The sequence below is a fragment of the Streptomyces sp. NPDC093094 genome (assembly GCF_044754345.1).
Lineage (GTDB): Bacteria > Actinomycetota > Actinomycetes > Streptomycetales > Streptomycetaceae > Streptomyces.
Map to the genome: position 1 here is coordinate 157,503 of NZ_JBIVOX010000007.1, position 16,823 is coordinate 174,325.

The 16,823-nt window shown below is 72.4% G+C and carries 18 protein-coding genes and 1 pseudogene; 9 read left to right on the forward strand and 10 right to left on the reverse strand.

Annotation, left to right across the window (positions count from 1 at the left end):
• Positions 1-117: 117 nt before the first annotated feature.
• The 4 genes from ACIQGV_RS16775 to ACIQGV_RS16790 form a co-directional block, all read right to left on the reverse strand.
• Positions 118-2,292, reverse strand: coding sequence for a trypsin-like peptidase domain-containing protein (locus ACIQGV_RS16775; protein WP_402495289.1), 2,175 nt, complete (start codon positions 2,290-2,292; stop codon positions 118-120).
• Positions 2,289-2,720, reverse strand: a complete 432-nt coding sequence (locus ACIQGV_RS16780) for a CU044_2847 family protein (protein WP_402495290.1) — start codon at positions 2,718-2,720, stop codon at positions 2,289-2,291. Before ACIQGV_RS16780 ends, ACIQGV_RS16775 begins: the two co-directional genes overlap by 4 nt.
• A gap of 122 nt (positions 2,721-2,842) precedes the next feature.
• Entirely contained in the window at positions 2,843-3,022 is a 180-nt protein-coding gene (locus ACIQGV_RS16785; RefSeq protein WP_003992906.1) for a DUF6104 family protein, read from the reverse strand.
• Between the two features lie 446 nt (positions 3,023-3,468).
• Entirely contained in the window at positions 3,469-4,311 is an 843-nt protein-coding gene (locus tag ACIQGV_RS16790) for a hypothetical protein (RefSeq protein ID WP_402495292.1), read from the reverse strand.
• Positions 4,312-4,476: 165 nt separating this feature from the next.
• Here ACIQGV_RS16790 and ACIQGV_RS16795 point away from each other — a divergent pair, with 165 nt between their 5' ends.
• Positions 4,477-5,595 carry a DUF4097 family beta strand repeat-containing protein gene (locus ACIQGV_RS16795; RefSeq protein WP_402495294.1) on the forward strand — a complete coding sequence of 373 codons (1,119 nt, stop codon included), beginning with the start codon at positions 4,477-4,479 and terminating at the stop codon, positions 5,593-5,595.
• A 1-nt stretch (position 5,596) separates the two neighbouring features.
• Positions 5,597-6,640: a helix-turn-helix transcriptional regulator gene (locus ACIQGV_RS16800; RefSeq protein ID WP_402495296.1), complete on the forward strand. Its 1,044-nt coding sequence runs from the start codon at positions 5,597-5,599 to the stop codon at positions 6,638-6,640.
• Positions 6,641-6,814: 174 nt separating this feature from the next.
• On the opposite strand, the gene ACIQGV_RS16805 is transcribed toward ACIQGV_RS16800, so the two are convergent.
• From ACIQGV_RS16805 to ACIQGV_RS16820, 4 genes are all read right to left on the reverse strand, one after another.
• Complete coding sequence (locus ACIQGV_RS16805; RefSeq protein WP_402495853.1) at positions 6,815-7,375, reverse strand: Clp protease N-terminal domain-containing protein; 561 nt, start codon at positions 7,373-7,375, stop codon at positions 6,815-6,817.
• Positions 7,375-7,584: a helix-turn-helix domain-containing protein gene (locus ACIQGV_RS16810; RefSeq protein WP_402495299.1), complete on the reverse strand. Its 210-nt coding sequence runs from the start codon at positions 7,582-7,584 to the stop codon at positions 7,375-7,377. The genes ACIQGV_RS16805 and ACIQGV_RS16810 overlap by 1 nt, the downstream gene beginning before the upstream one ends.
• A gap of 101 nt (positions 7,585-7,685) precedes the next feature.
• On the reverse strand, positions 7,686-8,651 hold the full coding sequence (locus tag ACIQGV_RS16815) for a zinc-binding dehydrogenase (RefSeq protein ID WP_402495300.1): 966 nt from the start codon (positions 8,649-8,651) through the stop codon (positions 7,686-7,688).
• A 218-nt stretch (positions 8,652-8,869) separates the two neighbouring features.
• Entirely contained in the window at positions 8,870-10,105 is a 1,236-nt protein-coding gene (locus ACIQGV_RS16820; protein WP_402495301.1) for an NADP-dependent malic enzyme, read from the reverse strand.
• Between the two features lie 553 nt (positions 10,106-10,658).
• Between ACIQGV_RS16820 and ACIQGV_RS16825 the strand changes: the two genes are divergently transcribed.
• Genes ACIQGV_RS16825 through ACIQGV_RS16835 form a run of 3 tightly spaced genes read left to right on the forward strand, consistent with a single transcriptional unit; the run spans position 10,659 to position 13,384 of the window.
• Positions 10,659-11,621: an ABC transporter substrate-binding protein gene (locus ACIQGV_RS16825; protein ID WP_402495304.1), complete on the forward strand. Its 963-nt coding sequence runs from the start codon at positions 10,659-10,661 to the stop codon at positions 11,619-11,621.
• A gap of 33 nt (positions 11,622-11,654) precedes the next feature.
• On the forward strand, positions 11,655-12,581 hold the full coding sequence (locus ACIQGV_RS16830) for an amino acid ABC transporter permease (RefSeq protein WP_402495306.1): 927 nt from the start codon (positions 11,655-11,657) through the stop codon (positions 12,579-12,581).
• Positions 12,578-13,384 (forward strand): amino acid ABC transporter ATP-binding protein, encoded by an 807-nt coding sequence (locus tag ACIQGV_RS16835; protein ID WP_402495309.1) that lies wholly within the window; start codon positions 12,578-12,580, stop codon positions 13,382-13,384. Before ACIQGV_RS16830 ends, ACIQGV_RS16835 begins: the two co-directional genes overlap by 4 nt.
• A gap of 64 nt (positions 13,385-13,448) precedes the next feature.
• Here the strand turns inward: ACIQGV_RS16835 and ACIQGV_RS16840 are convergent.
• A pseudogene (locus ACIQGV_RS16840) lies at positions 13,449-14,237 on the reverse strand (class I SAM-dependent methyltransferase); the annotation flags it as partial.
• An 82-nt stretch (positions 14,238-14,319) separates the two neighbouring features.
• Between ACIQGV_RS16840 and ACIQGV_RS16845 the strand changes: the two are divergent.
• The gene (locus tag ACIQGV_RS16845; protein WP_402495310.1) at positions 14,320-14,949 is read left to right on the forward strand and encodes a CGNR zinc finger domain-containing protein; all 630 of its coding nucleotides are present in this window, start codon (positions 14,320-14,322) and stop codon (positions 14,947-14,949) included.
• Here ACIQGV_RS16845 and sodX read toward each other — a convergent pair.
• The gene (gene sodX / locus ACIQGV_RS16850) at positions 14,853-15,290 is read right to left on the reverse strand and encodes a nickel-type superoxide dismutase maturation protease (protein ID WP_402495311.1); all 438 of its coding nucleotides are present in this window, start codon (positions 15,288-15,290) and stop codon (positions 14,853-14,855) included. The two genes, ACIQGV_RS16845 and sodX, sit on opposite strands and share 97 nt — an antisense overlap.
• A gap of 143 nt (positions 15,291-15,433) precedes the next feature.
• Here sodX and sodN point away from each other — a divergent pair, with 143 nt between their 5' ends.
• The 3 genes from sodN (at position 15,434) to ACIQGV_RS16865 (ending at position 16,818) form a co-directional block, all read left to right on the forward strand.
• Positions 15,434-15,829, forward strand: coding sequence for a superoxide dismutase, Ni (sodN, locus tag ACIQGV_RS16855; RefSeq protein WP_402495313.1), 396 nt, complete (start codon positions 15,434-15,436; stop codon positions 15,827-15,829).
• A gap of 152 nt (positions 15,830-15,981) precedes the next feature.
• Positions 15,982-16,374 carry a helix-turn-helix transcriptional regulator gene (locus ACIQGV_RS16860; RefSeq protein WP_402495317.1) on the forward strand — a complete coding sequence of 131 codons (393 nt, stop codon included), beginning with the start codon at positions 15,982-15,984 and terminating at the stop codon, positions 16,372-16,374.
• A 27-nt stretch (positions 16,375-16,401) separates the two neighbouring features.
• A complete protein-coding gene (locus ACIQGV_RS16865; RefSeq protein ID WP_402495318.1) occupies positions 16,402-16,818 on the forward strand; it encodes a VOC family protein in 417 nt (138 codons plus the stop codon).
• Positions 16,819-16,823: the final 5 nt, after the last annotated feature.

The window sequence follows — 16,823 nt, forward strand, 5'->3', positions numbered from 1 at the left end:
CGGCCGCGCCGCTACGACGTTACCGTCAGGCGGCCGGGCCTGCCGAGTTCCCGGACGCTTCGTGCCTCATTTCCGGCCCGGAGAAAATCCTTGCAGGACAGTGCAGTTGACGGACATTCAGTTGTCGGGGCCGACCAGGGGCGGCGGCTGCATGGCCTCCGTCCCGTGCGCGGGCCGGTCCGGCGGATCGAACATCACCGCGATCTTGCCTTTGAGACCTCGGGTGCTGGCCGTGTCCGGATCCGCCAGGCTGATGCGCAGCTCGCGCACCGGCCGGTGCAGCCCCTCGGCCCGGCCGGCGAGCTCCAGCACCCGCGCGGCCTGACGGTGGAAGGCCGCGCAGTCGGCGTGGTCGTGGGCGTCCCGGCGCCACAGCAGCACCGCGTGGCCCGCGGTGAGCGCGGCCGCCATCGCCTCACGGCCCTCACGTCCGGTGACGGGGCCGCAGTGCACGGCCACGTGACCGTCCTCCAGCGTGGACAGCCGGCCGTAGGCGGCCACGCCCGACTCCCGGCGGGCTCCCGGCGGATGCCCCTCGGCGGGGGCCTCCGCGCGCAGCGGGGCGTGGGTGAGCGGGCCGCGCCGCACGCCGTTCCAGCGCTTGCGCCACTCGGGGCTGGGTGCGCGGGTGCTGCGCTTCAGGTCCCGGATGACGACCGTGCGGCGCAGACCGAGCGGCACGGAGTCCTCGTCGAAGTCGAAGTCGGCGTCGTCGTAGTCGGCGTCGTCGTAGTCGGCACCGGCCTCCTCGTCCATGCCGCCGGCGTCCGGGCCGGGGCCGGTCGCGGGGCCGGTCGCGGGGGTGGTGGCGTCCTCGTCGGCCGTCCGGCCGTCGTCGCGCGGGCGGCCCTCCTCCGGGACCAGGCGCCACTCGTCGACGGGCAGGTCGAACAGCCGGCGCGGCAGGAACACCTCGACCGCCGCCAGGTGCTCGCCCTGGTCGCCCTGGCGCAGGGCCCGCAGCAGCGGCTCCCGTACGGCGTCGTAGAGCCCGGCGAGCGGTACGCCGCGGTCGTCGCCCGCGACCGGGGTGACGTCCTGGCCGTCGTACAGGAGCTGCACGCTCCACGGGTACAGGTCGCCGTAGACACGGTCGCCGACGCTCACCAGGACGTCCGCGCGCAGCCGCGGCTCGGCGCGGCGGGTGGTGATGAACAGGCCGCGCAGGAGGCTGTCGACGGTGTCGCGGGCGGCCCAGTGGGCGTACCGGCGGGACTGCTCGGTGATCCAGTCGGCGAACGCCCTCAGCCGCTCCCGGTCGACGCTCGCCGGGTGCTCCTCGACCGTGTGCCGGGCGACCTCGGCGGCGTAGAGCAGGACGGCGTCGAGTTCGGCCTCGGCCCTGCTGCGCGCCCGGCGGTCGCGCAGACCGAGCAGCAGTCCGGCGCCCTCGCGCCAGGTGCGGGGCTCGTGCAGGATCGGCGAGGGCTGGCGTTCACCGGTCACCCGCCGCCGGACCCGGTGCACGAGGGTCATGACCTCGCCGCTGCGGCCGGGGGGCGGGAGGTGCGCGAAATGGCCGTAGAGGTGCACCCGCAGCTCGGGGGTGACGCCGGTGGCGGCGTAACCGGGCAGCCCGCTCTGGACGGTGGTCCAGTCGTCGTCGGCCGTCCCGTCGGTGAACCGCTCCAGATGGTGCAGGTCGTGCTCGCGGACGACCGTGTGCAGGACGTCGCCGCCTCGCACGTCGAACAGCTCGCGCAGGGCTGTGACGGCCATGGCGGCGCCCTCGTGTTCGTTCCGGCCCTTGTTCATGCCGACCAGCGTGCCGTGACGCAGATCGACGACGGGGCCGCCGGAGAGGCCGTCGGCCAGCCGGCCGCCCTTGAGGACGAGCGCCCTGCCGTCGAAGCCCTCTATCTCGCCGGTGACATGCCGTACACCGAGGTCGCCGGTCTGCCGGGACCAGCCGTGCGAGCTGACCGGGGTGCCGAGGACCGGTGCCCGGTCGCTCAGCCACACGCACCGCGCCTGCACGGCGGCGGGCACCCTGACCAGGGCGACGTCGGGGAAGCCCCAGTGCCGCCGTCCTGAATCGGCCGCCTCGGGGCGGGGCTTGGCGAGGACCACCTCGCCGGTGGTGAGGCCGCCCTGCCAGGTGACGCCCACGGCGCTCTCCCCTCGCCACACAGCCGCTCCCCCCTCCGCCACCACATGCGCGCAGGTCAGCAACCAACCCGGCGCGACGAAGAAACCGCTCCCCCAGTATCCGTCACGGTCCGGTGCATACCCGTCACGCGGCGCGACGATGCGCGCCAGCGAGGGGCGCACCATCTCCTCAAGGGCGCTCATACGGTGCCGGAGGCCGGGTCCGCGGTCCCCTCGGGTGGCTCGTCGGCCGCCGGGGGCCGTGGTGCGCCGCCGTCGCCCGCGGGTTCGGTCCAGGTCAGGGACACCGACAGCGTGGCCTGGCCTCCGGCGCCGGCGATGGCGCTCACGATCCTGCCCGCCTGCGCCGACAGTTCGATGCCGAAGCCGACGCACACCTCGACGGGTGCCGTGGTGTCCAGACCGGCGCGCAGGGAGCGCACGACACCGCCGACCGTGCCGGCGAGGCCGCCCGCGAGATCCATGACCCGTTCCCCTGCGCCGGTGTCCCGGTATCCGCCCCCGTGGGGCGCTTCCTCGTCCTCCGTGGAGATCCTCGCCCAGACGACGGTCCCGTCGTCCAGCCTGATCCGTTCGATGCCTCCGCCCATGACGCCCCCGTCCGTTCGCATGCGCTGCTCTGGCTCTACCGCGATGGGAGGGAAAGGCTAACGCCCGATGAAGTCGGGGGGCGAGGGATGTGGATCAACTGGCCGAAGCCGGAAGGGCGTTCAGCGGAGTTCGCGGGGCCGGATCACTCGTCGTCCTCGTCGTCAAGCCGCGCGAGCCAGGTGGCGAGCCGCTCGACCGGCACCTCGAAGTCGGGGTTGAGGTCGACGAACGTACGCAGCTGCTCGGCGAGCCACTCGAAGGTGACCTCCTCCTCGCCGCGCCGCTTCTCCAGCTCCTCGATGCCGCGGTCGGTGAAGTACATGGGCTGTTTCTCTCCTGCGTACGTGCGTGCCGGTTCGGTACGTCAAGCGTAGGCGGAGGGGAACGCGGCCGGACCCGGGGGCGGGGACGGGGGCCGGGGGAAGGTCCCGGAGTGCGGCGCCGGGTCTCGGGGCGTGGCGAGCGGGGCGACCGCCGTGCCGCCGGGAACGCGCGGCGCACGGGTCGCACGGCCGCGGCGACGCGCGGCCCGTACGGTTGCACGGGCCGCACGGGCCGCACGGCCCGACGGGGCGTACGGTTGCACGGGGCGACGGGGCGCACGGGGCGCCTCGCCATGTGACGCGCTCCGCCGGGTGAGACGTGGACGCGCACGGCCCGGCCCGTGCGGCGGGGCACCCGGCCGTGCGGTCGCGCGGGGCGCCGCGCCGTGGAGATCGCACCGCCCCGGGCCGGTGACCGCGCGGGATGTCCGGTCGCGCGGGATGTTCAGTCGCGCGGGCGCATCGCGTCGCGGGCGAGGCCCAGGGCGCCGTGGGCCAGGAGGACCGCGCCGGCCACGGCCCAGCCGCCGCTGCGGCGGCAGGCGCCCCAGCCCAGGAGGGAGAGCCCGGCGGCGACCTGGGCGGGGGCGAGGAGCCGGGCCGCGGGGCCGCCGGCCGGGGGAAGGAAGGGCCTGGCCGGACCGTCCTCCATGACGTCCGGCTCCGCACGCACGGCCCCGTGCCGTTCGTCCCGGCCGGTCCGGCGCACTCCCGGCAGCGAGCGCGCCGCCTCGCGGAGCCGGTCGGCGGACTCCCCGGGGCCGAGCCCGGCGGGCAGGTCCACACCCGCGCGGGTGAGAACGGCGATCAGGCCCCGCACCCGCGCGCGTACGTCGGCCTCGGCGTCCGGCCGCGTCAGCAGGTCGAGCGCCTCCACGTCCAGGACGGGGTCGAGTCCGAGCCGCGCGGCGAAGGTGCGCATGGCCTCGCCCTCTCCGGCGGGCGTGCCGTCGGCCAGCCACACGTAGCCGACGGCCCGGCGGAAGCCGGACGCGAGGGTGCAGCCGCCCCGGTCCGCGTCCCACCACAGGGCGAGCACGGGCCAGGGGGCGCCGACGGCGAGCGCTGCGGCCCAGCCGGCGACCACTTCGTCGACGGGTTCCCCGCCGTGCAGCCAGGGCCTGCCCTCCGGCACGAGCACGCTCCAGCCGTCGCCCGCCGGGGCGAGCAGCGCGGGTTCGCGCAGCAGCGGGGCGACGGCGGCGACGGCTCCGGGATCCGCCCGGCAGAGCAGCAGCGCGCCGGGGGCGGGAGCTCGGGCACCGAAGCGGAATCTGTCCGTCGACATGCTTACACGCTAGGACAATTCACCGCCGCTCACCCATGGGCGGCTGCTCGCCGGAACGAGCGTCTTGACTTTGCCGATCCGCGATATATCGTGAATACACGACACGCGATATGGCGTGTCGGCGGTCGACGGTTCGTCGCCCCCTCAGGTTCGGAGGTCTGCACCATGTCCGAGTGGTCCGTCGCGGAGCCCAGGAAGCTCACCTTCGACGAGCCCGTGCGCCAGCTCCAGGTGCGCATCGTCAACGGCACGGTGAACGTGGTGGGCACGGACGAGGGGTCCGCCCGTCTGGAGGTCACCGACGTCGAAGGCCCGCCCCTGCTGGTGACCCAGCAGGACGGCACCCTGACGGTGGCGTACGAGGATCTGCCCTGGAAGGGCTTCCTGAAGTGGCTCGACCGCAAGGGCTGGCGCCGCAGCGCCGTGGTCTCGCTGGCGGTCCCCGCGACCACCCGGGTCGAGGTCGGCGTGGTCAGCGCCGCCGCCGTGGTCTCCGGCATCGACGGCCGCGCCGAGGTCAAGGGCGTCTCCGGCGACACCACCCTGGTCGGCCTGGCGGGCCCGGTGCGCGCGGACACCGTCTCGGGCAGCGTGGAGGCCCAGGCCCTCTCGGGCGACCTGCGCTTCAACTCCGTCTCGGGCGACCTCACCGTCGTCGAGGCGGGCTCGTCGGTGAAGGCCGACTCGGTGAGCGGCTCGATGGTCGTCGACCTCGACCCGGCCGGCCGCCCCACCGACATCAGCCTGACCAGCGTCTCCGGCGAGATCGCCATCCGGCTGCCGCACCCGGCCGACGCGCAGGTGGAGGCCAACACCGCGAGCGGCTCCGTCTCCAACGCCTTCGAGGATCTCCGCGTCAGCGGCCAGTGGGGCGCCAAGCGCATCACGGGCCGTCTCGGAGCGGGCAACGGCCGGCTGAAGGCCACCACCGTCTCCGGCTCGATCGCCCTCCTGCGCCGCCCGCCGTCCGAGGACGAGTCCTGGGACGCCCGCTCCGGCCTGCGGGACGCGGACCCGCACGGGAAGGACCGCGCCCCGGACGCGGCGCAGGGGACCCCGCAGGCCGCGGAGGAGGGCGGGGCCCCGGCCCCCGACGCGCAGGACACGGCGCAGGCGCAGACCTCCGGCGCGCAGGCCGGGACCCCCGACGCGCAGGCCCCGGCCTCCGGCGCGCAGGACGGATCCCCTGACGCCCCGGGGGACAATGCGGGGGCCGGCCAGGCCGAGAACCCCGCCTCCGCCCCCGACCAGGCCGACGGTCCGACCGACAAGAAGGTGCTCTGACATGCCCCCCGTCTTCGCCCACGGCCGCCTCCGGCTCTACCTGCTGAAGCTGCTGGACGAGGCTCCGCGCCACGGCTACGAGGTCATCCGCCTCCTGGAGGAGCGCTTCCAGGGGCTGTACGCGCCCTCGGCGGGCACCGTCTACCCGCGCCTGGCCAAGCTGGAGAGCGAGGGCCTGGTCACCCACACCACCGAGGGCGGCCGCAAGGTGTACGCCATCACCGACGCCGGCCGTGCCGAACTGGCCGACCGCAGCGGTGAACTGGCCGACCTGGAGCTGGAGATCCGCGAGTCGGTCGCCGAACTGGCCGCGGAGATCCGGGCCGATGTGCGCGGCGCGGCGGGTGATCTGCGCCGGGAGATGCGGGCTGCGGCGAGCGAGGCCCGGCAGGCCCCCCCGTCCGGCGAGCAGCCCACCGAGCAGGAGGCGTGGCGGGCCGCGAAGGAGGAGATGCGCCGGGCCCGGCACGAGTGGAGGGAACAGGCCCGCCGCGCCAAGGACGAGAGCCGCCGCGCCCGCGAGGAGGCCCAGCGCGCCCGCCGTCAGGCGCAGGAGGCTCAGGACCGGGCCCGTGCCCAGGCCCAGGAGGAGATGCAGCGCATCGCCCGCCGGGTCCAGGAGCAGGTGCAGGACCACTTCAGCCGCGGCGACTGGCCCACGGGGGTGCGGGAGGGCCTGACGGAACTGGCCCGGGAGTTCGGTGACTTCGGCCGCGACTTCTCCTTCGGCCGCAACGGCGCCCAGCGTCCGGCCCAGGACCGGCCGGCCAAGGACCGCCCGGCGCCCGGCCGTCCGGCCCGGGAGCCGGACCTCTCCCTCACCCCCGAGGACTTCCCGGCCGACCATGAACCGGGCTGGGCCCACGACAGCGGCACGGGAGACCCGGCCCGCGACCTCGACCGCCTCCTCGACCGCTTCCGCGACGACATCCGCGACGCGGCCCGCGACCACGGCGTCACCCCGGAGCAGCTCCGCGACACCCGCCGCCATCTCACCGCGGCCGCGGCCCGCATCGGCGCCCTGCTGCGGACCCCGGACGCCTGACCCTCCGCCTGCGGACCTGCGGCCCCGGGTCCCGGCCCACTGCACCCCCGGGAAGCGGGCGACCGGCGGCACGGCGGCACGACGAGCCAGGCGACCGGCGGCACGGCGGCACGACGAGCCAGGCGACCGGCGGGTCGGGCGACCGGGCGACCAGCGGAGGAAGGCGCCGGCCCGTCAGCCGGCCTTCGCCTCGCCCGCACCGCCGTACAGCACCCGGACCAGCCCGTCGTGGGTCACCCCGTGATCGGCGAGGACCTCGGCCGGGACGCCGGGCCGGGCGGCGAGGGCGAGCAGCAGATGCTGGTCGCCGATCTCCCGGTCGCGGCGGGCCAGGGCGATGCGCAGGCTCTGGGTGAGCACCTCCTTGGCTCCGCGTCCGAACGGCCGCCGCCGGGACCGCCGCCCCCCGGCAGAGGCCAACGCCCCTTCCCCGTGGGTCTCCTCGACCCGGGAAACGATCGCCGCGAGGTCGATGCCCAGCCCGGCCAGGGCCTCCTCCTCGGCCCGGGAGAGCCCGCCGCGCCGCCGTACGGCGACGAGTTCCCCGGCGGCCCGCTCCCGCCGCTCCCCGGACAGTCCGAGCGCGGCCAGCGCGAAGGAGCCGCGGCTGCCCTCCCGGTCCAGCAGGGCGAGCAGCAGGTGCACCTCCTCTACCCGCTCGGCCCGCTCCCGTTCGGCGTGCCCGACGGCCCCTTCGACCACGGCACGCGCGTCCTCGGTGAACCGCTCGAACATCATCGCCTCCCGTACTTCTTGTGAACGGCCTGCCTGCTGACGCCGAGTTCGGCGGCGATCTCCTGCCACGACCAGCCCTGATTGCGCGCACTGCGCACCTGCACCGCCTCCAGCTGCTCCAGCAGCTTGCGCAGCGCGGCGACGGCCCGCAGCCCGACCCGCGGATCGTGGTCCCCCGCCCGCTCGGCGAGATCCGTTGCTTCGGTCATGATGTCAACGTAGATTGACAAACCCTCCATGTCAACCACAGTTGACATGGAGGGCGGCAGAAAGGGCGGGCCCGCCACCGGACCCGCCCTCGGTACCTGCCTCAGGAACTGGTCAGCACGATCTTCCCGAACAGTTCACCGGACTCCATCCGCTCGAAGCCCTCCCGCGCCCGGTCCAGCGGAAGCACCTCGTCGATCACCGGCCGGACCCCGGTCGCCGCGCAGAACGAGAGCAGGTCCTCCAGCTCGTCCTTGGTGCCCATCGTCGATCCGACGACCTTCAGCTCCAGGAAGAAGATCCGTGTGAGCTCCGCGTGCGAGGGCCGGTCCCCGCTGGTGGCCCCGGAGATGACGATCGTGCCGCCGGGCCGCAGCGACTTCACCGAGTGCGACCAGGTCGCCGCGCCCACCGTCTCGATGACGGCGTCCACCCGCTGCGGCAGCCGCGCCCCCGGCTCCACCGCCTCGACGGCGCCCAGTTCCAGAGCCCGCTTCCGCTTGGCCTCGTCCCGGCTGGTCGCGAAGACCCGCAGTCCCGCGGCCCTGCCGAGCACGATCGCGGCGGTGGCCACCCCGCCGCCGGCGCCCTGCACCAGGACGGAGTCGCCGGGCCGCACCCCGGCGTTGGTGAACAGCATCCGGTACGCCGTCAGCCACGCCGTCGGCAGACAGGCGGCCTCCTCGAACGACAGCTCCTTCGGCTTGGGCAGGATGTTCCAGGCCGGCACCGCCACCCGCTCGGCGAACGTGCCCTGATAGCGCTCGGTGAGGATCGACCGGGGCTCCTCGGGCCCGACGCCGTGCCCCGTCTGCCCGATGACGGAGTGCAGGACGACCTCGTTGCCGTCCGCGTCGATCCCGGCGGCGTCGCAGCCGAGGATCATCGGCAGCTTGTCCTCCGCGAGGCCCACGCCGCGCAGGGACCAGAGATCATGATGGTTGAGGGAGGCGGCCCGGACATCGACGGTCGCCCAGCCCGCACGCGCCTCGGGGGCCGGACGCTCCCCCAACTCAAGGCCGGCGAGCGGCTGATCACGGTCGATTCGGGCGGCGTAGGCAGCGAACATGCCGCCGACGATAGGTTCCCGGCGCTCCCGTTGGAACGCCGGGCGGCTGTGACACACACCCTCTTGCGCAAACGCCGCCCGGCAGGCCCTGCGGGACGGCCCGTGCCGGGGCGGGCCACCACGGGGGCCTGACGCCCGAACAGCGCAGCCGGAAGGTAAAAAATGGCCCCGCCCTCGGCGGGCGGGGCCATTCGGGTCAACCGGGCCGGCTCAGCGGGTCACCGCCGGGCCACGCCCTCGGCGCGGGCCGCCGCGGCGACCGCCGCCGTGACCGCCGGAGCCACCCGCTCGTCGAACGGCGACGGGATGACGTAGTCCGGCGCGAGGTCGTCACCGACGACCGACGCCAGCGCCTCGGCCGCCGCGATCTTCATGCCCTCGGTGATCCGGGACGCCCGCACCTGGAGCGCGCCCGCGAAGATCCCCGGGAACGCCAGCACGTTGTTGATCTGGTTCGGGAAGTCCGACCGCCCGGTCGCGACGACCGCCGCGTACTTGTGGGCGATCTCCGGGTGGACCTCGGGGTTCGGGTTGGCCATCGCGAACACGAAGGCACCCTCGGCCATGGAGGCGACCGCCTCCTCCGCCACCGTGCCGCCGGAGACGCCGATGAAGACGTCCGCACCCACGAGGGCGTCCTCCAGCGAGCCGGTGATGCCGGCCTTGTTCGTGAACCCGGCCACCTCACGCTTGACCTGCGTCAGGTCCTCCCGGTCCGCCGAGACGACGCCCTTGCGGTCGGCCACCGCCACATCGCCGATGCCGGCCTCGATCAGCATCCGCGCGATCGCGACACCGGCCGCGCCGGCGCCCGAGATGACGGCCCGCAACTGCCCGATCTCCCGGCCGCTCAGCCGGGCCGCGTTGCGCAGCGCGGCCAGCGTGACGACGGCGGTGCCGTGCTGGTCGTCGTGGAAGATCGGGATGTCCAGCCGCTCCTGGAGCCGACGCTCGATCTCGAAGCACCGGGGCGCCGAGATGTCCTCCAGGTTGACGCCGCCGAACGAGGGAGCCAGCCGCACCACCGTCTCGACGATCTCGTCGACGTCGGTGCAGGCCAGAGCGATGGGAACCGCGTCCACACCGCCGAACTGCTTGAAAAGGATCGCCTTGCCTTCCATGACCGGAAGGGAAGCCTCGGGGCCGATGTCCCCGAGTCCGAGCACCGCCGTGCCGTCGGTCACGACGGCGACCACGGACGACTTCCACGTGTAGTCGTGGACGAGTTCCGGCTGCTCGGCGATCGCGGTGCACACCTTCGCGACGCCGGGCGTGTAAGCCAGGGACAGGTCGTCCTTGTCGCGGACCGGCACAGTGGCCTGCACTGCCATCTTGCCGCCGCGGTGCAGCGCGAACGCCGGGTCGAGGTCGAAGGAATCGAGGGGCCCGCCCTCGCCCCCCCGATCCGTACCGGTGTCGCTGTCGCTGCGAGGATTGACGATCTCCGCTGCCACTTCTTTTTACCCCTTAAATATTCAAGGTTGAGGGTTTGACCACTCCCGGTGAGGGGTGGGCGGGCACCGCGTACGTCCCTTGCTGAGTGATGCATACGGACATGTACGCGACGGGCGCGCCGCACACGCGCCCTGGGCCCCGGATGAGGGGTGTAAAGAACCTTCATACCGGACGGACGGTGTCGAGGACGAGTCCATAACGCGAAGGTCACATGCAGACGCCAGGACTCATGCATGAATGTCGGGACAAGCCCTGGACAAACCCTCGACAAGCGCTCAACCCAGCTGCGGCAAGGGCGAGCAGCCGTCCGGACCCCGAGGCGAACCGGAGATCTTCCGGCATCTGTGGCGGTTTTCCGCAGAAGATGCGGCCGTGATGTACCGGACTGGGGCGGTTCGAGTGTCTCCCGTTATCCGATTTTGACATTGTCGCCCCCCTGAATGGACGAGTCCGAATGGCAAGATGCGGTAATCACACGAGGTCGCGACACCCGAAGGTGTGTGTTCTCGTCGACCCATCGGCAACTCCACCCATCCGCCGGAGGAACCCACCATGACCGCAAGCACCACCCGTCGTACGACCGCCACGCGCTCCCGGCTGGCAGCGGTCGGCTCGATCGCGGTCGCAGGCGTCCTGCTTCTCACCGGCTGCGGTGACCAGACCAAGGACAGCGGCTCCGACACCACCGACACCGCCTCCAAGAGCACCGCCCCGCTCGCGGACAAGCTGCCCCAGGCCATCCGCGACAAGGGCGTCGTCAAGGTCGGTTCGGACATCGCCTACGCCCCGGTCGAGTTCAAGGACAGCTCCGGCAAGACGGTCGGCATCGACCCGGACCTCGCCGACGCCATGGGCAAGCAGCTCGGCGTGAAGTTCGAGTTCGAGAACGGCACCTTCGACACCCTGATCACCGGTCTGCGCTCCAAGCGCTACGACATGGCCATGTCGGCGATGACGGACACCAAGGACCGTCAGGAGGGCATCGACTCCGAGACCGGCAAGAAGGTCGGCGAGGGCGTCGACTTCGTCGACTACTTCACCGCCGGTGTCTCGATCTACACCAAGAAGGGTGACGACCAGGGCATCAAGACCTGGTCGGACCTGTGCGGCAAGAAGATCGTCGTGCAGCGCGGCACGGTCTCCGAGGACCTCGCCAAGGCCGAGGCGAAGAAGTGCCCCGGCGGCAAGACGATCGCCATCGAGGCGTTCGACAACGACCAGCAGGCCCAGACCCGTCTGCGCTCCGGCGGCGCGGACGCCGGCTCCTCCGACTTCCCGGTCGCCGCGTACGCGGTGAAGACCTCCGGCGGCGGCAACGACTTCCAGCTGGTCGGCGAGCAGGTCGACGCCGCCCCGTACGGCATCGCGGTCGCCAAGAACAACCCCGAGCTGCGCGACGCGCTGAAGGCGGCGCTGGACGCGATCATCGCGAACGGCGAGTACGAGAAGATCATCTCCAAGTGGGGCGTCCAGGAGGGCGCCGTCAAGGAAGCCACGATCAACGGCGGCAAGTGACCGCAGCGTCGCGGCCACTGAAAGGCAACATCCGTGACTGACATCGACAAGACGGACGGGCCGGCGGGCACCCCGCCGGCCGGCCCGGAGGCCATCAAGGCCATCCCGGTCCGTCACTACGGACGGTACGTCTCCGCCGTCGTGGCGCTCGGCCTGCTGGGCGTCATCGTCTACGCGTTCTCCCAGGGCAAGATCAACTGGGGTGCGATCCCGGACTACTTCTTCGACGACCGGGTCCTGGAGGGCGTCGGCAAGACGCTCCTCCTCACGGTCCTCTCCATGGCGATCGGCATCTTCGGCGGCATCCTGCTCGCCGTGATGCGCCTGTCGAAGAACCCGGTGACCTCGTCCATCTCGTGGTTCTACATCTGGTTCTTCCGCGGCACGCCGGTCCTGGTCCAGCTCATCATCTGGTTCAACCTGGGCCTGGTCTTCGAGTACATCAACCTCGGGCCGTTCTACAAGGACGAGTGGTCGGACTTCATGACCCCGTTCCTGACGGCGCTGCTGGGCCTCGGCCTCAACGAGGCCGCGTACATGGCGGAGATCTGCCGTGCCGGTCTGCTGGCCGTCGACGAGGGCCAGACCGAGGCCGCCCACGCGCTCGGCCTGAGCCACGCCAAGACGCTGCGCCGGATCGTCATCCCGCAGGCGATGCGCGTGATCGTGCCGCCGACGGGCAACGAAGTCATCAACATGCTGAAGACGACCTCGCTGGTCTCGGTGATCCAGTACACCGAACTCTTCCGCGTGACCCAGGACATCGGCCAGACCTCCGGCGCGCCGGTCGAGATGCTGTTCCTCGCCGCCGCCTGGTACCTGATCCTGACCTCGATCCTGAGCGTCGGCCAGTACTACATCGAGCGCTACTACGCCCGCGGCGCCACCCGTCAGCTGCCGCCCACGCCGCTGCAGAAGCTCCGGGCGAAGATCTCCGGCCGTAAGGGGGCGACGGCATGACCGACAAGCTCAGCAAGACGGACGCGTCCGTGGCGCACTCCAGCGTCTCCATGGTCAAGGCCGAGGGCGTCCACAAGAACTACGGCCAGATCGAGGTCCTCAAGGGCATCGATCTGGAGGTCAAGCAGGGTGAGGTCTTCTGCCTCATCGGCCCCTCCGGCTCGGGCAAGTCGACCTTCCTGCGGTGCATCAACCACCTGGAGAAGATCAACGCCGGCCGGCTGTACGTCGACGGCGACCTGGTCGGCTACCGGCAGAAGGGCGACAAGCTCTACGAGCTGAAGGACAGCGAGGTCGCCCGCAAGCGCCGGGACATCGGCATGGTGTTCCAGCGGTTCAACCTGTTCCCGCACATGACGGCGCTCGACAACGTCATGGAGGCTCCGGTCCAGGTCAAGGGCCAGAGCAAGGCGCAGGCCCGGGAGCGCGCCCGGCAGCTGCTGGAGCGCGTGGGCCTGGCCGACAAGGCCGGGAACTACCCCTCGCAGCTCTCCGGCGGCCAGCAGCAGCGCGTCGCCATCGCCCGGGCCCTCGCCATGGAGCCCAAGCTGATGCTGTTCGACGAGCCGACCTCGGCCCTGGACCCGGAGCTGGTCGGTGACGTCCTCGACGTCATGCGCGACCTGGCCGAGTCCGGCATGACGATGGTCGTCGTCACCCACGAGATGGGCTTCGCCCGCGAGGTGGGCGACAGCCTCGTCTTCATGGACGGCGGTGTGGTCGTCGAGTCCGGCAACCCGCGCGAGGTCCTGACGAACCCGCAGCACGAGCGCACCCAGGCGTTCCTGTCCAAGGTTCTCTGACACAGCGGCGACGAGGGGCGGTACGGGACTCCCGTACCGCCCCTCGCGTGTGTGCAGGTGTCCACCGCAGCGCGAGCAGCAGCGTGTCCGAGGGCGGGCACCACACCGGCCTGACCTCGGCGAATCCCTTCTCGCGCAGCACGCGCGCGTGCCAGGCGGCGGAGGGCGTGTCGCCCTCGGCGTGCTCGCCGTGGATCTCGAAGCGGCGGGCGGCGGGCCCGGCGAGGACGGGGTCCTGTGCGGCGAGCCGCCACCACCGGGCCCGGTCCAGGGCGCCGTCGGCCCGGGCCCGGTCCGTGCGGGCGTGGCGCAGGGCGCGCTCGTCGGCGTTGATCCGGGGGGTGGTGCCGTCGGTCATGCGGTCCGCGTTCATGAAGATCCCGCCCTCGCGGACGAGCCCCGCGAGCTGCCCGTGGAGGGTGGCGAGCGGCTCGCTGTGCAGCCGGTGCAGGGCGGTGGCCGTGAGGACGACGTCGTAGGAGTCGTGCGGCAGCCTCGCCGTCCAGCCGGGGTCCTTCAGGTCGGCGGCGACCAGGGTGACGCGGCCGTCGTCCGCGAAGGTGCCTCCGGCGACGGCGAGGAGCGCCGGGTCGAGGTCGACGCCGGTGCTGGTCGCGCCGGGAGGACGGGCCAGGAGGCGGGCGGTGACGGTGCCGGTGCCGCAGGCGAGGCCGAGGACGCGCGGCGTGGAACCGACGAGGGCCTCGGCCATGTCGAGCATGATGCGGAAGCGTTCCTCGCGGTCGGGCATGTACCACTCCTGCCGGCGGTCCCGGCTCCGCTGCCGGGCCGGCCGGTCCGCTCCGGCCGCGGCGGTGCCGGTGTCCGTCGTCGAAGCCCTCCGTCCACGCAGGTCACGTAATACCCTGGATGCACGATCAGCTGTTACCCGACCGTACGCCCACGACGACAGATCGCCCTCGTAAGGACTACAAGTGGAACTGGCCTATTACTCGGATTACGCCGTGCGCCTCGTCAACAGCGAGGAACCGGCCCGGGGCACGGACACACTGACCTCGGTCGAGGCCGTCCGTGAGCTGTTCGGCGCCAACCAGACCGCGGCCCGGCGTGCCACCGAGGCGGACGTGACACGGTTCCGCTCGGTCCGGGCCCGGCTGCGGGCGGTGTTCGAGGCCGCCGACCAGGGCGACGAGACGCTCGCGGTGGACCTGCTGAACTCGCTGCTGCTGGAGTTCCCCGTCAGCCCGCAGATCTCCGGCCACGACCACCGCGACGACGACGGCCGTCCGCTGTGGCACATGCATCTGGCCGATCACCCCTCGAACGCGACCGCGGGCTACGCCGCCATCGCCGCGATGGGTCTGGCCTTCCACCTCACCGAGTACGGCGTCGACCGGCTGGGACTGTGCGAGGCGGCCCCGTGCCGCAACGTCTTCCTCGACACCTCGACCAACCGCTCCCGGCGCTACTGCTCCGACCGCTGCGCCACGCGCGCGAACGTCGCCGCCTACCGCGCCCGCAAACGCCAGGAGGCCGAACGGGCCGACAGCACCGGCCGCGCCGCGGACAGCGCCCACCGGAGCGCGGCGAGCGGTCCGCTCTGATCCGGCGTGCGGGGCCGGAAACGGAAGCGGACCCGGCCGAGGACGAGCTCCTCGGGCACGGTGCCGTAGTCGGTGCTGTCGCCCCCCGCGCGGGCGTTGTCGCCCAGCACCCACCAGCCGCTCTCGCGGCGCTCAGCGGCCCGTTTGACGACCAGCAGGTCCTGCTGGAAGGGATGACGCAGGACGACGACGTCACCGATCCTGATCCGGGCGCCGTAGTGCACGACGAGCCGGTCGCCGTGGTACAGCGTGGGCACCATCGACGGCCCGGTCACCTCGGCCGCCCCGAAGGGCAGCAGTCCGCCCCTGCGCTCGGTCTCCTGCGACAGCTCCGGCCTCACCCGGCACCTCCCCGGTTTCATCCTCCACCAGTCCCAGTCTCACCCCGGACTTTTGTCCTAAGCCCACGGGGGCACTCGCGAAAACCCGTCCCTCAGGGAGTAATGTCCCACCTGAGAAGACGATCACGAGGAAGGAACGCTCCATGCTTTCCCGCCTGTTTGCCCCCACGGTCAAGGTCAGCGCGCACTGCGACCTGCCCTGCGGCGTGTACGACCCGGCCCAGGCCCGCATCGAGGCGGAGTCGGTGAAGGCCGTCCAGGACAAGATGGCCGCCAACGACGACCCGCACTTCCAGGCGCGTGCCACGGTCATCAAGGAGCAGCGCGCCGAGCTCGCGAAGCACCACGTGTCGGTGCTGTGGAGCGACTACTTCAAGCCCCCGCACTTCGAGAAGTACCCGGAGCTGCACCAGCTGGTCAACGACGCCCTGAAGGCCCTCTCGGCCGCCAAGGCGTCCACCGACCCGGCGACCGGCCAGAAGGCCCTGGACTACATCGCCCAGATCGACAAGATCTTCTGGGAGACCAAGAAGGCCTGACGGGGGAGATCCCCCTCGGGACCGGCGGTCGGTGCACCACCGCGGGTCCTCCGCCTCGCCTCGGGGGCCCGGCCACACACAGGCCGGGCCCCCGAGCCGTTCCCGGGCGCGGGGCCCGCCGGGGTCCGGGCGGGGCGTGGCATGCTGTGGACGTGAACAGGGACGATCTGGTGCGGCTGCGCAGGGCGCGGGACCGGATGGACCGTGAGTACGCCGAGCCGCTGGACGTCACCGCGCTCGCGGCGACCGCGCTGATGTCGCCCGGGCACTTCCAGCGCAGCTTCCGGGAGACGTACGGGGAGACGCCGTACGGCTATCTGATGACCCGCCGCGTGGAGCGGGCCAAGGCGCTGCTGCGGCGCGGCGACCTCAGTGTGACCGAGGTGTGCATGGCGGTGGGCTGCACCTCGCTGGGTTCCTTCAGCGCCCGCTTCACCCGGCTCGTCGGCGAGACACCGAGCGCCTACCGGGCGCGTCCGCACGAGGACGGCGCGGCCGTCCCGCCGTGCGTGGCACGGAAGTACACGCGACCGCGTCGTGCATGAGCCCGCCCGCCGCCCTAGCGTGGGGGCATGGATCTCAGACTCAGGCAGTGTTTCGTCGCCGTCGACGACCACGACAAGGCGCTGATCTTCTACCGGGACGTGCTCGGTCTGGTGGTCACGAACGACATCGGTTTCGAGGGCATGCGCTGGGTGACGCTCAGCCCGCCGCTCCAGCCGGACGTGGAGATCGTCCTGGAGCCCCCGGCCGCGGACCCCGACGCCTCCCCCTCCGACAAGGAGGCGATGGCCGTGCTGCTGGCCAAGGGCCTGCTGCGCGGGGTCAACTTCACCACCTCCGACTGCGACGCCCTGTTCGACCGGGTGCGCGAGGCGGGCGCCGATGTCGTCCAGGAGCCCACGGACCAGCCGTACGGGGTGCGCGACTGCGCGTTCCGCGACCCGGCGGGGAACATGCTGCGCTTCCTGCAGCGGACCGCGGACTGAAATCC

Excerpts from the sequence above, each read along its gene's own strand:
- ACIQGV_RS16775 (WP_402495289.1), bottom strand. The coding sequence starts at position 2,292 with ATGAGCGCCCTTGAGGAGATGGTGCGCCCCTCGCTGGCGCGCATCGTC.
- ACIQGV_RS16780 (WP_402495290.1), bottom strand. The coding sequence starts at position 2,720 with ATGCGAACGGACGGGGGCGTCATGGGCGGAGGCATCGAACGGATCAGG.
- ACIQGV_RS16785 (WP_003992906.1), bottom strand. The coding sequence starts at position 3,022 with ATGTACTTCACCGACCGCGGCATCGAGGAGCTGGAGAAGCGGCGCGGC.
- ACIQGV_RS16790 (WP_402495292.1), bottom strand. The coding sequence starts at position 4,311 with ATGTCGACGGACAGATTCCGCTTCGGTGCCCGAGCTCCCGCCCCCGGC.
- ACIQGV_RS16795 (WP_402495294.1), top strand. The coding sequence starts at position 4,477 with ATGTCCGAGTGGTCCGTCGCGGAGCCCAGGAAGCTCACCTTCGACGAG.
- ACIQGV_RS16800 (WP_402495296.1), top strand. The coding sequence starts at position 5,597 with ATGCCCCCCGTCTTCGCCCACGGCCGCCTCCGGCTCTACCTGCTGAAG.
- ACIQGV_RS16805 (WP_402495853.1), bottom strand. The coding sequence starts at position 7,375 with ATGTTCGAGCGGTTCACCGAGGACGCGCGTGCCGTGGTCGAAGGGGCC.
- ACIQGV_RS16810 (WP_402495299.1), bottom strand. The coding sequence starts at position 7,584 with ATGACCGAAGCAACGGATCTCGCCGAGCGGGCGGGGGACCACGATCCG.
- ACIQGV_RS16815 (WP_402495300.1), bottom strand. The coding sequence starts at position 8,651 with ATGTTCGCTGCCTACGCCGCCCGAATCGACCGTGATCAGCCGCTCGCC.
- ACIQGV_RS16825 (WP_402495304.1), top strand. The coding sequence starts at position 10,659 with ATGACCGCAAGCACCACCCGTCGTACGACCGCCACGCGCTCCCGGCTG.
- ACIQGV_RS16835 (WP_402495309.1), top strand. The coding sequence starts at position 12,578 with ATGACCGACAAGCTCAGCAAGACGGACGCGTCCGTGGCGCACTCCAGC.
- sodN (WP_402495313.1), top strand. The coding sequence starts at position 15,434 with ATGCTTTCCCGCCTGTTTGCCCCCACGGTCAAGGTCAGCGCGCACTGC.
- ACIQGV_RS16865 (WP_402495318.1), top strand. The coding sequence starts at position 16,402 with ATGGATCTCAGACTCAGGCAGTGTTTCGTCGCCGTCGACGACCACGAC.